Source organism: Neobacillus cucumis, assembly GCF_002860255.1.
Taxonomy (GTDB): domain Bacteria; phylum Bacillota; class Bacilli; order Bacillales; family Cytobacillaceae; genus Neobacillus; species Neobacillus cucumis_A.
Window position 1 is genome coordinate 1 of sequence record NZ_PGVE01000011.1, and the last position, 14627, is coordinate 14627.

The following is a 14627-nucleotide window of genomic DNA, read 5'->3' on the forward strand; positions in this document are numbered from 1 at the left end:
GAAGCCTTTTATTTACAATTTCTATACGTGAATCAGACCTTTAGCAAATTCTTTTGCTGCATGGCGCGCATTTATTTTTCCTTGTTCGAGAAGTTCTGGTACTTTCTTCGGATTTAAATCAAAACCTTCTGCCACCACTGTATCCATTACATCTATTCCTAAAAAACGAAGAGCGATTTTTAAGTAACGGTCACCAGATTCCAATTCTTGCATGGGAGTACCTATATATTGACCACCTCGTGTTTGAATATGAATGGCCTTTTTATTTGATAAGAGCCCTTTAGGACCATTTGCGGTGTGGGCAAATGTTTTTCCTGAAATAAATAAATTATCAATATAGGCTTTTAAAACAGCAGGTGAGTTTAAATTCCACATTGGTGAGACAAAAACATAATAATCATAAGTTATGAAATCATCTGCTAGGGCATGCATTTTTGTAATTTTCTCTCTTTCCGATGGAGAAAGTTGGTCAAGGGTATAACCATAACCAGCTAACTTTCCTCTTGCTGAAACCAGATCAGCATCCATTTGTGGAAATTCGCAGGAAAACAAATCTACTCTATTTATCTCTACATCTGCCCGTTCTTCTTGAAAGGATTCTAAAAACGCCTCCCCAATTTTAAGTCCCTTTGATTTTTCAAGACCTTTAGGGTTGGCTGTTATATATAATAATTTCTCCATTAAGTCACAACCTTCATGGTTAGTATGATTCATCAACTTAATTATAGAAAAAATACTTTTGATCAATATTGAACAATTAGTGAATTTCATGAACATTAGGTGAAATTATTGGGGGATTTTTACGCTTAAACGCTTTCAAAAAATATATTGACTCCTATTTTAGAGAATGATAAGATAAGGATACATTAATTAATTAGTTTATTAAACTAATTAAAATATCTCGAGATAAAAACTATTTTTTAGAGTCAATTGAAAAGGGTTTCAAGAGAGTATAACTAAAACATAAAAAGAATTTTGGAGGGGAAAAAAATGGGTCAAGCAGCAAAAAAAGTAGAGACAAATCCAACTGCCGAGTTCAGAAAGTTTGGGATGAAAGATAAGCTTGGTTATATGTTTGGGGATTTTGGGAACGATTTTTTCTTTATTCTTGTAAGCGCATTTCTAATGGTTTTTTATACAGATGTTTTTCACCTTAATCCGGCCGCTGTCGGTGGGCTCTTTTTAATAGCACGGTTATGGGATGCAGTAGCTGATGTCACTTGGGGACGCTTTATTGATACAAGAAAGGCTGGAAAAAATGGTAAGTTTAAACCATGGATTTTAAGAATGTCTTTCCCACTAGTCATCTCAGGTGTTTTAATGTTCGTACATCTTCCAGGAATGTCAAATGGATTTTATACAGTATGGGCATATATCACATATATCTTATGGGGAACATTGTATAGTACTGTAAATATTCCTTATGGTTCGATGGCTTCCGTTATTACTGGTAACCCTGTTGAACGTACAACATTATCAAGCTTTAGAACATTAGGGGCTAACTTAGCCGGTTTAATAATTAACGTAGTCGGTCCAATGATCTTGTTTGTTGATAATAAAGCAGATGCAAATCATTTCTTTTTAGGTGCAATATTATTTGGAATCCTTTCACTAGCTTGTTATATTGCTTGCTATAAAATGTCAACAGAGCGTATTGTATTGGAAGAAACAGATAAACAAAAAGTGAATTTCGGAACAACATTTAAAGGTTTAGTGAAGAATAAGCCACTAATTTGGATATTGGTTGCTTCATTGAGTTTCATGATAGTATTCATGCTAATTGGGGCAGTAAATGTATATTTATTTAAAGATTACTTTGGTAATGCACATGCTTTAAGTATGGTTGGCCTACTCCAATCAGTTGCTGTATTTATTGCTATGCCGTTTATTAAGCCTTTAGTTGCTAAGTTTGGTAAAAAGGAAGTCGCTTCAGCTGGAATTTTATTAGCTGCCATTGTATATGGTGTTCTTTACTTCCTGCCTAACTTAACATCAACGCAATTTATTGGAATCTTATCAATTGCAATGCTTGGTTATGGAATCTTTAACTTGGTTGTTTGGGCTTTCGTAACAGATGTTATTGACTATCATGAATATTTAACAGGTTTACGTGAAGATGGAACCGTTTACTCTATCTATTCATTTGCCCGTAAGGTTGGACAGGCTGTTGCCGGTGGTCTTGGCGGAGCAGCAATAGCTGCAGTAGGTTATAACTCAACTGTCCAAGAACAAACACAAAATACATTAAATGGAATTCATACTTTAGGCACCTTGGTTCCAGCCATTGTATTTGTGGTCATTTTCTTAATTCTTACCTTCTTGTATCCGTTAAATAAAAAACGTACATTACAACTTGCGATTGATTTAGCTGAAAAAAGAAACGCAAGTAAATAATTGAATTACTAAAGAGGCCAGTGAATAACTGGCTTCTTTTTTTAAATTTAAATTTAAAAAAAGCCTGCCAAAGAGGCAGGCTAAGAGATTCATTTAAAATTGATTGACTGCGCTTTCATTGTTTATGCTTTCCTCAGTGCGAGATAAGTTTAAAATAGGGACATCTAAGAAATTTTTGATGGCAAGTCCACAAGCACCTAATATTGATGATTCTCTCCCAATTGTTGATAAAGACAATTGACGGTAATGACTTATAGAGGATTGCAGCTGTTCTCTAATTTTTTCAAGAGAATTCGGATACATTCTAAGTAATTCACTGTCGAGTACAAGTACATCAGGATTGTACATATTAATCATGTTATTTAATCCTATGGCAAGATAATAAAGAAATTGTTCCACTATCTCACAAACCTCTTCATCACCTTCATTTAGCCATTTTTGGATTTGTTCGTATCTCAAAGGTTTAATCTTTCTAGTTTCAGATAGATATTCGAATACACTGGATTCAGAAGAGTACTTTTCCCAACATCCCTTATTTCCGCAGTTACAAGGTTTACCACCTGGAACAACAATCATATGCCCAGCTTCACCGGCATATCCGTCATGACCTCGAAAAAATTCATTATTCATCATCATTCCTAGTCCAATTCCTGAGTACAGAGTCGCACATAATAGATTGTCTGTTTCGTGATGAACAAATACTCTTTCAGCAAAGGCAGAAAGATTTGCATTGTTTTCAATGTGGATTGGCACGTGAATTACTTTTTCCAAATCCCCTTTTAAATCCACATCACTCCAGTGAAGGCGGGGTACATAGTGGATGGTTTCATCTTTTCCAACTAGCCCATGAATAGCAATAACAATTCCTACAATTCCGTATCGGGTATCATTATACTCAGATAAATATGTTTGAATCTGATCGCTCAATATTGTTTGGATTACTAGATAATCCGTTGTATCCATTTCAATTGTCGAAGATGCAACAGGGTGTCCAAGAAGATTGGAAATAGTAAAAGAAATATGACCATAATCTAAATCAATACCTAGAGCGTAGCCAGCTAGTCCATTTAATGACAACATAATTGGTTTTCTGCCGACAGTGTAGTGTTCTAGCTGCGTTTCAATTATTAAGCCATCCTCTAACAGGTCAGCTACTTGTGCGGAGATTGTTGCTCTCGTTAAGTCAGTAACCTTTGAAAGATCAGCCCTAGAAATCATTCCTTCCTTAACTATTTCTCTGATAATGAGCGAACGATTAATTTTCTTTATATATGCGGCGTCACCGGTAACCATTTATATCCTCCATTTCGAGCATTCCTTTGTGATAATCCCATTATATCAGTTATATTGCTAAAACGTCGTTAATATTCTATTAATTCCTAAATAGTTAATTGACTAAACATATTAAACGTGTTAAATTGATAGTGTAATTAATTTGTTTAATAAACAAATTAAAAATAAGCATCTTTATAACGAATATATTATTAATTTAGTAAGGGCTTTCAGTTGATTGAATACAACCCAAAAGTTAAGGGGGAATAAATGATGGAAAAATTTATGGACCAACACTTTCTATTAAATTCAGATACAGCAATTAACCTTTTTGAAAACGCTGCCGTTAAAGCGCCGATTTTTGATTTCCACTGTCATTTGGATCCAAAGGAAGTTTGGGAAAACAAATCCTACGAAAATATGACTCAAATTTGGCTTGGAGGAGACCACTATAAATGGAGAACAATGCGCATGCATGGCATTGCAGAACGATATATAACAGGTGATGCCAGTGATTGGGAAAAGTTTGCCGCATGGGCTGAAACAGTACCACATTTAATAGGAAATCCGGTTTATCATTGGACACATTTAGAATTAAAAATGTTTTTTGGGATTGATAAGATATTAAGTCCTGAAACCGCAAAGGAAATCTGGGATGAATGTAATGAAAAATTACAAAGACCGGAATTTAGTGCAAGAGCTTTAATTGAGAGATCTAACGTGAAATTTATAGGGACAACAGATGATCCAACATCTACCTTGGAATATCATCAATTGCTGAAGAAGGATGAGTCTTTTCAAACAACCATTGCACCGACCTTCCGTCCTGATGGTGCACTCTGTATAGAACGCTTCACTTTCTTCAACTGGATTGAACAATTAGCAAACGTATCTGAAATAAAGATTGATTCTTTAGATACATTCCTTAAAGCATTGAAACAGCGAGTTGACTATTTCCATGAAAATGGGGGTCGTGCTTCTGACCATGATATTCAAAGTATGAAGTATGTAGAAAATACAAAGCAAGAGATTGAAATGATTTTCACTAAACGGTTAAGCGGAGTGGTATTAACAGAACCTGAATTAAATGCATATAGAATCTTTCTTCTCAAAGAATTAGGAAAAATGTACGCTGAAAAGCAATGGGTTATGCAGCTTCATATGGGGGCAATGAGGAACAATAACACAAGAATGAAAAATCAGCTTGGTGCAGATACAGGATTTGACTCTGTTGGTGAAGCTAATTTAGCTGTAGGATTATCCCGCTTCCTTGATTCGTTAGATAATGAAATGGCTTTACCAAGAACGGTTTTATTTAACTTAAACCAAAAAGATAATGTGGTTCTAGCTGGGATGATGGGCAACTACTACGAAGAAGGTATTCCAGGAAAGGTGCAGCTAGGATCTGGTTGGTGGTTCCTTGACCATATCGATGGGATGGAAAGGCAAATGAAAGACTTTGCAAATGTTGGTGTATTAAGCCACTTCATTGGTATGTTAACAGATTCCCGTAGTTTCTTATCCTATGCTCGTCATGATTACTTCCGCCGAATCCTATGTAATTTACTTGGCGAATGGGTTGAAAAGGGTTTAGCGCCAAATAATATGAAGCAGATGGAAAAAATGGTTCGTGATATTTGCTACGATAATGCACAACGCTTTTTTATGCAACGGTAAATTTTATAAGAAATGTTAAGGGCTGCTTCAACTTCAAAAAGATGACCATCACAAAAGGAGTGTTGAACATGTTATATCCAATTGTTACAGAAACCCGCGGTATTATAGATCTAAATGGAATATGGAATTTTAAACTAGATTCTGGTGACGGTTTTTCAGATAATTGGCAAAATACTAAATTAACTGGTACAATTTCAATGGCAGTACCATCTTCTTTCAATGACATTGGTGTGACAGCAGCGATTAGAGACCATGTTGGCTGGGTCTGGTATGAACGGGAATTTACAGTTCCCTCCCTTCTTACTTCTGAACGTATTGTTTTACGATTTGGTTCCGCAACACATATAGCAAAAGTCTACGTAAACGGACAACTAGCTGTAGAGCATAAAGGTGGTTTCTTACCATTCGAAGCAGAAGTTAATAGCTTTTTAAAGCCTGGTAAAAACCGATTAACAGTCGCAGTTAATAATATTGTTGATGATTCAACATTACCGGTTGGATTTTTTTCCGAAAAGGATATACCAGGAGTTGGGACAGTAAAACGAAACTCTCCTAATTTTGACTTTTTTAACTATGCAGGTTTGCAGCGTCCAGTTAAAATTTATACAACTCCACGCACCTACATTCAAGATGTAACGATCGTAACAGATATTGATGGAACGGTTAATTATTCAGTAGAGGCGGCCGGGGAGTCCCAAGTTAAGATAAGCGTAGTAGATGAGTCAGGCAGTGTTGTAGGTGAAGCCGATGGAATGTCTGGTTCAATTTTGATTCCAAATGTAAAACTTTGGGAACCGCTGAATGCGTACTTATACACACTTCATATAAAATTAACCAAGGATGGAAACACTATTGATGTTTACGAACAGCCATTTGGAGTTAGAACTGTAGAGGTAAAAGATGGTAAGTTTTTTATAAATAATAAGCCATTTTACTTTAAAGGTTTCGGTAAGCATGAAGATTCACCTATTCACGGCAGAGGATTTGATGAGGCAGCTAACGTGATTGATTTTAACCTAATGAAATGGATTGGTGCAAACTCATTCCGTACCGCTCACTATCCTTATTCAGAAGAGTTAATGCGTCTTGCAGATAGGGAAGGATTTGTCGTAATCGATGAAGTGCCGGCTGTTGGCCTGCATTTGAACTTTATGGTTATGTTAAATGGGGGTACAGCCCAAAGAAACACTTGGAAGGAAATAAAAACCTTTGCGCATCATGAAGAAGTCATTAAAGAGCTTATTGCCCGCGATAAAAACCACCCTTCCGTTGTCATGTGGAATGTGGCTAACGAGCCTGCTTCAGAAGAAGAGGGAGCCTATGAGTACTTTAAGCCTTTAGTGGAACTTGCAAAAGAGCTTGATCCACAAAAACGTCCTGTCACTTTAGTAACTCATTTAGGTTCAACTCCGGACAAAGATAAAGTTGCTGAATTACTAGATATCCTTACCTTTAACCGCTATTATGGCTGGTATGTGGATGGTGGTGATCTTGTGGCAGCCAAGGCAAAGTTACGTGCAGAACTGAACGGGTGGTTAGAGCGCTGTCCAGACAAACCTTTTATGATGACAGAGTATGGTGCCGATACAGTTGCAGGCCTGCATGATGTTGAACCAGTCATGTTTACTGAAGAATACCAAGTAGAATTTTATCGTGCAAATCATGAAGTTTTTGACGAATTTAATCAATTTGTCGGGGAGCAAGTGTGGAATTTTGCTGACTTCCAAACAAGCCAGGGAATCATCCGTGTTCAAGGAAACAAAAAAGGAATCTTTACCCGTGAGCGTAAACCAAAATATGCAGCTCATGAATTACGTCGCCGCTGGACACAAATTCCTGATTTTAATTACAAAAAATAAAGCACATATATTGTCAATAAGGAAAGAATATGGTTATCTATAAAGATAAATGTAGAAAGAGGGATTAGTATGTCAAAACAACAAATTGGTGTTATTGGTCTTGCGGTAATGGGAAAAAACCTAGCATTGAATATTGAAAGCCGTGGATATTCCGTTGCTGTTTATAACCGCTCTTATGATAAGACTGAAGCTTTTTTGAAGAATGAAGCAGAAGGTAAAAATTTTGTTGGTGCGCAAACAGTTGAAGAATTTGTTAATTCCCTAGAAAAGCCCCGCAAAATTTTATTAATGGTTAAAGCCGGAACAGCTACTGATGCAACCATTGAATCATTAAAGCCATATCTTGAAGAGGGGGACATCCTAATTGACGGTGGAAATACCTTCTTCCAAGATACAATTAGACGTAATAAAGAATTAGAAACAGCAGGTTTCCATTTCATTGGGACAGGTGTCTCCGGTGGGGAAGAAGGTGCGTTAAAAGGCCCATCTATCATGCCTGGCGGTAAAAAAGAAGCATACGATCTTGTTAAGCCAATCTTAGAAGCTATTTCAGCTAAAGTACAAGGTGATCCATGCTGTACGTATATTGGTCCTAACGGTGCCGGTCATTATGTGAAAATGGTTCATAATGGAATTGAGTATGGAGATATGCAATTAATCTCAGAAGCCTATTTTATTATGAAAAATGTCCTAGGCTTAAACGCAGAAGAACTTCATAGCGTTTTTGCTGAGTGGAATAAAGGGGAACTAGACAGCTACTTAATAGAAATTACTGCAGATATCTTTACTAAGGTAGACGAAGATACAGGTAAACCAATGGTAGATGTAATCCTTGATACTGCTGGTCAAAAAGGAACTGGTAAGTGGACAAGCCAAAATGCTTTAGATTTAGGTGTACCACTTCCAATTATCACTGAATCTGTATTTGCCCGCTTCATCTCAGCAATGAAAGAAGAGCGTGTGAAAGCCAGCAAAGTTTTAAATGGACCTGAAGTGAAACCATTTGAAGGAAGTAAAGAAGAGTTAATCGAAGCTGTGCGTAAAGCTTTATATATGAGTAAGATTTGTTCTTATGCTCAAGGGTTTGCTCAAATGCGTGTAGCCTCTGAAGAATACGATTGGAACTTACGCTATGGTGATATCGCAATGATTTTCCGCGGCGGCTGTATCATTCGTGCGCAATTCTTACAGAAGATTAAAGATGCATATGACCGTGACGCTGAATTAGCAAATCTTTTATTAGACCCATATTTCAAAGATATTGTTGAAAACTATCAGCAAGCGTTACGTCAAGTTATTGCTGTTGCGATTGAAAGAGGAATTCCAGTACCGTCTTTTGCAAGTGCAATTGCGTACTATGACAGCTATCGTACTGAAACTTTGCCAGCGAACCTATTACAAGCACAACGCGATTACTTTGGTGCACACACATACCAACGTGTTGATAAAGAAGGCGTATTCCACACTAACTGGATGGAATAAAAATAAAGCTGCCCTAAAAGTGATGTTTCACTAGTGGGGCAGCTTTTTTCTGCTTTGGGACTCCAATGGATTTTGTTCAATAGGGCTCTCCTTCTCCAGTAAAAGCATAAAGATTTCTCCTTGCTATTAATGGAAATATCGCATATATATTGACGTATTTTAACCAAAATGTTATTATACATATAATTAATTTGTTCAATAAACAAATTAATTATGAAGATACAACAAAAATATTTTTAATAAGGAACATTTGAAAGGGATTACAGTATACACTTACTTATTAAAGGCACCCTGATACATTGAATAGATTTCAAAGAGGCAAACTTAAATATAGAAAAGGAGTGAAATAGATCATGGGTATTCTTCAAGAATTATTAAATGATATTCCTGTTCCAAAAATGGCAAAAGTAAAAGTGAATTTTGAAAACAATAAAATTGATGATCTTGGGACAGAATTAAAGAAAAAATTAAGCCAAGAAAAAATACAACAAAAAGTTAAGCCGGGGATGGAAATTGCCATAGCTGTTGGAAGCAGAGGACTTGACCGGATTGTGGAATTAACTGCTGTAACTGTACAATTCTTAAAAGACTTAGGTGCAAAACCATTTATTGTGCCAAGTATGGGAAGTCATGGCGGTGCAACTGCGGAAGGTCAACGTGAGGTGTTAGCGCATCTCGGAGTGACTGAAGAAAGTGCCGGCTGTGAAATCCGATCTTCGATGGAGGTAGTTAAAGTAGGAGAATTACCGAATGGATTGCCTGTTTATGTCGATAAGTTTGCTTCTGAAGCGGACGGCATAGTAGTAATTAATCGGGTGAAACCGCATACCGCTTTCCGTGGACCTGTCGAAAGTGGAATCATGAAAATGATTAGTATAGGCCTTGGAAAGCAAAAGGGGGCAGAAGCCTGTCACCAAATGGGTTTCAAGTATATGGCCGAAAATGTACCAGCTATGGCCAAAATCATTATGGAAAGAACACCCGTATTATTTGGAGTAGCAACAATCGAAAATGCCTTTGATAAAGTAGCAGTGCTCGAAGTACTTACTCCTGAGGAAATTGTGGAAAAAGAACCTGCGCTGCAAAAGCAAGCAAAGGAGTTATTGCCTAAGCTTTTCTTTGATCAGTTGGATGTCCTGTTGATTGATGAGATTGGTAAAAATATTAGTGGGGATGGCATGGATCCCAACATTACCGGACGCTATCCAACCCCCTATGCATCAGGAGGACCTGATGTAAACAAAATGGTCGTGCTTGACGTAACCGTTCAATCAGAGGGAAATGCAAATGGAGTAGGAACTGCAGATTTTACTACCCAGCGGCTGGTAGATAAGATGGATAAAGAAGGCACTTATGCAAATGGTTTGACTTCAACCGTTTGTGCCCCAACAAAAATTGCTACTACTTTGCCGAACGATAAAATGGCCATTCAAGCAGCCGTTAAGACTTGCAATATCTTAGATTTTACAAAAGTTAAATTAGTAAGGATCAAAAATACATTAGAACTTAGTCAAATAGAAGTGTCAGAGCCATTGCTTCCATATATTTCTCAGCATCCAAATATGGAGCAAATTTCGGAGCCATATGAATTTCCGTTTGATAGGGAAGGAAATTTATTTTAATTAAAGCAAAGAGGAGAGAGAAAGAGATGACAACTTTATTTGATTTAACCGGGAAGACAGCGGTTGCAATTGGGGGAAATGGTGTTTTAGGATCTGCAATGGCCAAAGGCTTAGCAGAACATGGAGCGAGAGTAGCGATTGTCGGTCGTAATTTGGAAAAAGCAGAAGAGGTTGTTAAGGAAATCACAGCAGGTGGTGGCGAAGCAAAAGCATTTCAAGCGGATGTTAGTTCCCGAGATTCATTAATTCGGGCTGCAGAAGAAATTGACCAATGGTCTGGAGGCTGTGACATCCTCTTAAATGCACCGGGGACGAATAGTTCGACACCATTCCTTGAACTAGAAATGGATGAATACGATAAAATTATGGAGATTAACCTAAAAGGAATTGTGTTAGCTTGTCAGATTTTTGCTAAGAGAATGATTGACCAGAATAGAAAAGGCAGCATTATTAATATTTCTTCCGTATCATCGACCACTCCGCTATCACGGGTATTTACTTATTCTGTTTCAAAAGCAGGACTTAATAGTGTTACACAATATTTAGCTCGAGAGTTTGCACCAAATGGCATTCGAGTTAACGCTATAATTCCAGGATTCTTCCCGGCTGAACAAAACAGAAAGATTTTAGATGAAGAAAGAATTGAAAATATTATGAGACATACGCCAATGAATCGATTTGGAGAAGCTGAGGAACTTCAAGGCGCTACTGTATGGCTTGCATCCGAAAAGGCATCAAGCTTTGTTACTGGTGCACTAATCAGGGTAGATGGCGGATTTGGAAGTATGACTATTTAAGTGATGGTCAACATAAAAAAGCTGTTTAATAAATATGTTAAAAAATAATGGCTGAAATTAAGAAAATGGGGGAGTTGGGGAAATGCTGGCAGAAAAGTATAAAAAATTACAATCTATTCTCCGTGAAATGAAATCTGTAGTTGTGGCATTCTCTGGAGGGGTTGATAGTACGTTTTTGTTAAAAGCCGCAGTTGATACTTTAGGTACAGAACAGGTACTGGCAGTTACAGCAGATTCTGAAAGCTACCCCTCAAGTGAATTGGAAGAGGCAAGGAAACTTGCAAATATCATTGGTGCAAAACACCAAGTGATTGAAACATCCGAACTAGCAATCCCAGGATATGCAGAAAATAACAAGAATCGATGCTATTTTTGTAAAAGCAGCTTATTTGATCACCTGATACCTGTCATGGAGAAAAAAGGCTTTCAAAATGTCATTTACGGAGTGATTGCGGATGATTTGAATGAATTCCGACCTGGAATGAAGGCAGCTAAGGAAAAAGGGATTCGTGGGCCCCTTCAAGAAGCGGAGTTGTTCAAAGAAGAAATTAGAGAACTTTCAAAAAGATTTGACTTACCAACATGGAATAAACCATCTTTAGCTTGTCTCTCTTCTAGAATAGCCTATGGTGAGTTTATCACAAAAGAGAAGTTAACTAAGGTTGAAAAAGCTGAGGATTATTTAAAATCACTTCATGTACGGCAAGTGCGTGTAAGGACACACCAGGATATTGCAAGGATTGAGGTAGAGCCAAATGATATGCCAGTTATTTTGGAAAATCATCAATTGATTGTAAAACAATTGCAAAACTATGGATATAAATATATAACTCTTGATTTAGTAGGTTATCAGAGCGGCAGTATGAACAAAGCTTTATCTCAATAATATGTAAATGAAATTGAAACTTGAAAATAGAAAAAGGCTTTGGTGGATTCCAAAGCCTTTTCTATTAACCTAGTTATCATAGAAAAAGGAAGAGGAATCATATGTCAAGTGAATTTGTTATAGGGCTTGATATTGGAACAACAAGTGTAAAAGCTTGTGTATTTACCCTAGACGGAAAATTAGTTGCCGAAGTAGAGAGAATGAACACTTCATTTTACCCAAAGCAGGGCTGGGTGGAGCAAGATCCCATTGAAGTTGAGCAAGCTGCTGTTCAGGCAATAAGGGAAGTCATAACAAAAGCAGCGATTGGAAAGAATCAGTTAGTTTCTATTGGTTTCTCTGCCGCTATGCACTCAATAATTTGTATTGATGAAAAGGGAGAACCGAATTCGCCAGCACTCATTTGGGCAGATGGAAGAGGTTATGAACAAGCAGAAAATATAATGAAAACTAGAGGGGAAGAGGTTTATTCCAAAACCGGTACTCCGATTCATCCAATGACGCCCTTTGTAAAACTAGTCTGGATGAACGAAACAAACTATGAACCCTATAAAAGAGCCCAATACTTTATGTCTATCAAGGAATACCTGCTTCAATGCTGGTTTGGTCAGAGGGTAATTGATTATTCCATGGCATCAGCAACAGGATTATTTAACCCGGCAACACACCAATGGGAACCGGAATTATTGGAACTCGCGGGTATCAGGGAACAGCAGCTTTCAGAAGTTGTCCCTCCAACGAAAATATTAACTGGTATTCGTCAAGAAAAAGCGGAAGATATGGGAATTAATTCAGAAATGCCGTTTGTTGTTGGAGCAGCTGATGGTCAATTGGCGAACCTTGGTATAGGTGCCATTCTTCCTGGAGAAGTGGCAGTATCTGTTGGTACAAGTGGTGCCATTAGGCAAGTTACTCAAGGAGTGAGAATTAGTAAAAAGTTAGAAACTTTTTGTTATTCTTTTACAGAAGATACTTCGATTATCGGAGGACCCAGCAACAATGGCGGAGTTGCCTTACAATGGCTGAAGGACTTTTTAGAAGACAAAAGAAGCTTTTCTGAGTTTCTTTCCGATGCTGAAAAGGTTGCTCCTGGAGCGGATGGAATCATCTTTCTACCATATTTAAATGGTGAAAGAGCCCCTATTTGGAATCAGAGGGCTAAAGGGAATTTCTATGGAGTTTCGATTACTCATAAAAAGGAACATTTTATACGAGCCGTGCTTGAAGGGATTACCTTTAATCTGTATCAAATAGGAAAAGCCCTGGAAAGGTTAGCAGGAGAGCCGTTGAGGATCTATGTTAATGGCGGCTTAGCAAGGTCTCCATTATTTCTGCAGATGATGGCGGATATTTTTGATACAGAAATTTATGTATCAGAAAGCCACCATAGTGCCGCCTGGGGTGCTGCATGGACAGCCCTTGTTGCGATTCATAAAGTAGAATCTTTTGAAGATATTAAAAAGAATATACCGATGGGGAAAGCAACATTACCTAATAAGGAAAATAGTGATATCTATAAGAGGATTTATCAGAATTATATCGAATTAGCATGTGAAATGAAAAAGTATTTTAGATAGAAAATTAGGGGGAAAGCGAATGCTTGATGAAATCTTAAAACAAGTTCAAATAGGAACCCTTAGCATATCAGAGGCTAAAGAAAAACTAGCGACCTTTGAAAATTTAGGCTTTGCAAAGGTGGACCATCATCGAAAAAAACGCCAAGGTTTTGCAGAGGTCGTTTATGGAGAGGGGAAAACTGCTGAACAAATCGTTTCCATAGTTCTAGCTTTAAGAGCACGAAATAATGAAATACTAGTCACAAGAGTTTCAAAAGAGAAAGCCGGAGTCATTCTGAACGCTTGTCCGGAGTTTACTTACAATGAAACCGCACAGATTATTTTTTGGAAAGATGAAGTGGAGTCTAAAAAAAATAAAGAGGGATATATTGCTGTGATTGCTGCAGGTACCTCGGATTTAAGAGTGGCCGAAGAGGCAGCAGTTACTGCTGAAGTACTAGGAAGCTCCGTTCATCGTATATATGATGTAGGGGTTGCTGGAATCCACCGGCTTTTGAACCACGCTGAAGAAATTCAACAGGCAACTGTTTCTATTGTGGTGGCGGGAATGGAGGGAGCACTCCCAAGCGTGGTTGGCGGTCTTGTCTCTCATCCTGTTATTGCCGTACCAACGAGCATTGGATATGGAGCTAATTTTCATGGCTTGTCAGCACTGTTAACGATGCTAAATTCATGTGCTTCGGGAATTAGCGTTGTCAATATTGATAATGGATTTGGCGGCGGCTATAATGCCGTTTTAATTCATCAACTTGCACAAAAAGGGGAAGCCTTAAAAAATGAAGACACTTTACTTTGATTGTTTTTCAGGAATTAGCGGGGATATGGTTCTTGGTGCACTAATAGATGCGGGGGCAGATCCGATACTTTTAGAGGCTGAATTAAAAAAGCTTCAGTTGGAAGATGAATATGAATTGAAATGGAAAAAGATTGTCAAAAACGGTATAACAAGTACAAAATTTGATGTGGTATTATTAAAAAATACTAGCCAGTCTGAGTTTTCCCATAAAAACGACGGTGAGCATAAACACGACCATGTTGAACATCATCATGAGCATAGTCAC

General features: G+C 37.6%; 12 protein-coding genes. 10 read left to right on the forward strand and 2 right to left on the reverse strand.

Features of this window, described 5'->3' with window-relative positions:
* Window positions 1-21: 21 nt before the first annotated feature.
* Window positions 22-681, reverse strand: a complete 660-nt coding sequence (locus CVD27_RS00840) for an FMN-dependent NADH-azoreductase (RefSeq protein ID WP_101646012.1) — start codon at window positions 679-681, stop codon at window positions 22-24.
* 309 nt (window positions 682-990) lie between these two features.
* On the opposite strand from CVD27_RS00840, the gene CVD27_RS00845 reads away from it, so the two are divergent.
* Window positions 991-2394, forward strand: coding sequence for an MFS transporter (locus tag CVD27_RS00845; protein WP_101646013.1), 1404 nt, complete (start codon window positions 991-993; stop codon window positions 2392-2394).
* A gap of 93 nt (window positions 2395-2487) precedes the next feature.
* Here the strand turns inward: CVD27_RS00845 and CVD27_RS00850 are convergent, their stop codons facing one another.
* Window positions 2488-3687, reverse strand: a complete 1200-nt coding sequence (locus CVD27_RS00850) for an ROK family transcriptional regulator (protein WP_101646014.1) — start codon at window positions 3685-3687, stop codon at window positions 2488-2490.
* Window positions 3688-3939: 252 nt separating this feature from the next.
* On the opposite strand from CVD27_RS00850, the gene uxaC reads away from it, so the two are divergent.
* From uxaC to larC, 9 genes are all read left to right on the forward strand, one after another.
* Window positions 3940-5343, forward strand: coding sequence for a glucuronate isomerase (uxaC, locus tag CVD27_RS00855; RefSeq protein WP_101646015.1), 1404 nt, complete (start codon window positions 3940-3942; stop codon window positions 5341-5343).
* 68 nt (window positions 5344-5411) lie between these two features.
* Window positions 5412-7202: a beta-glucuronidase gene (gene uidA / locus CVD27_RS00860; RefSeq protein ID WP_101646016.1), complete on the forward strand. Its 1791-nt coding sequence runs from the start codon at window positions 5412-5414 to the stop codon at window positions 7200-7202.
* Between the two features lie 69 nt (window positions 7203-7271).
* Window positions 7272-8684 (forward strand): NADP-dependent phosphogluconate dehydrogenase, encoded by a 1413-nt coding sequence (gene gndA / locus CVD27_RS00865; protein ID WP_101646017.1) that lies wholly within the window; start codon window positions 7272-7274, stop codon window positions 8682-8684.
* A 353-nt stretch (window positions 8685-9037) separates the two neighbouring features.
* Entirely contained in the window at window positions 9038-10306 is a 1269-nt protein-coding gene (locus CVD27_RS00870) for a lactate racemase domain-containing protein (RefSeq protein ID WP_101646018.1), read from the forward strand.
* A 26-nt stretch (window positions 10307-10332) separates the two neighbouring features.
* Complete coding sequence (locus tag CVD27_RS00875; RefSeq protein WP_101646019.1) at window positions 10333-11103, forward strand: SDR family oxidoreductase; 771 nt, start codon at window positions 10333-10335, stop codon at window positions 11101-11103.
* A gap of 82 nt (window positions 11104-11185) precedes the next feature.
* Window positions 11186-11989 carry an ATP-dependent sacrificial sulfur transferase LarE gene (gene larE / locus CVD27_RS00880; protein WP_101646020.1) on the forward strand — a complete coding sequence of 268 codons (804 nt, stop codon included), beginning with the start codon at window positions 11186-11188 and terminating at the stop codon, window positions 11987-11989.
* 101 nt (window positions 11990-12090) lie between these two features.
* On the forward strand, window positions 12091-13566 hold the full coding sequence (locus CVD27_RS00885; protein ID WP_101646021.1) for a gluconokinase: 1476 nt from the start codon (window positions 12091-12093) through the stop codon (window positions 13564-13566).
* A 19-nt stretch (window positions 13567-13585) separates the two neighbouring features.
* Complete coding sequence (larB, locus tag CVD27_RS00890) at window positions 13586-14362, forward strand: nickel pincer cofactor biosynthesis protein LarB (RefSeq protein WP_101646022.1); 777 nt, start codon at window positions 13586-13588, stop codon at window positions 14360-14362.
* The coding region (gene larC, locus CVD27_RS00895; RefSeq protein ID WP_142384059.1) for a nickel insertion protein at window positions 14343-14627 on the forward strand (285 nt) is incomplete at its 3' end. The genes larB and larC, both read left to right, overlap by 20 nt.

Bases quoted from the DNA above. Each gene is read 5' to 3' on its own strand.
- CVD27_RS00840 (WP_101646012.1), bottom strand. From the start codon at position 681: ATGGAGAAATTATTATATATAACAGCCAACCCTAAAGGTCTTGAAAAA.
- CVD27_RS00845 (WP_101646013.1), top strand. From the start codon at position 991: ATGGGTCAAGCAGCAAAAAAAGTAGAGACAAATCCAACTGCCGAGTTC.
- CVD27_RS00850 (WP_101646014.1), bottom strand. From the start codon at position 3,687: ATGGTTACCGGTGACGCCGCATATATAAAGAAAATTAATCGTTCGCTC.
- uxaC (WP_101646015.1), top strand. From the start codon at position 3,940: ATGGAAAAATTTATGGACCAACACTTTCTATTAAATTCAGATACAGCA.
- uidA (WP_101646016.1), top strand. From the start codon at position 5,412: ATGTTATATCCAATTGTTACAGAAACCCGCGGTATTATAGATCTAAAT.
- gndA (WP_101646017.1), top strand. From the start codon at position 7,272: ATGTCAAAACAACAAATTGGTGTTATTGGTCTTGCGGTAATGGGAAAA.
- CVD27_RS00870 (WP_101646018.1), top strand. From the start codon at position 9,038: ATGGGTATTCTTCAAGAATTATTAAATGATATTCCTGTTCCAAAAATG.
- CVD27_RS00875 (WP_101646019.1), top strand. From the start codon at position 10,333: ATGACAACTTTATTTGATTTAACCGGGAAGACAGCGGTTGCAATTGGG.
- larE (WP_101646020.1), top strand. From the start codon at position 11,186: ATGCTGGCAGAAAAGTATAAAAAATTACAATCTATTCTCCGTGAAATG.
- CVD27_RS00885 (WP_101646021.1), top strand. From the start codon at position 12,091: ATGTCAAGTGAATTTGTTATAGGGCTTGATATTGGAACAACAAGTGTA.
- larB (WP_101646022.1), top strand. From the start codon at position 13,586: ATGCTTGATGAAATCTTAAAACAAGTTCAAATAGGAACCCTTAGCATA.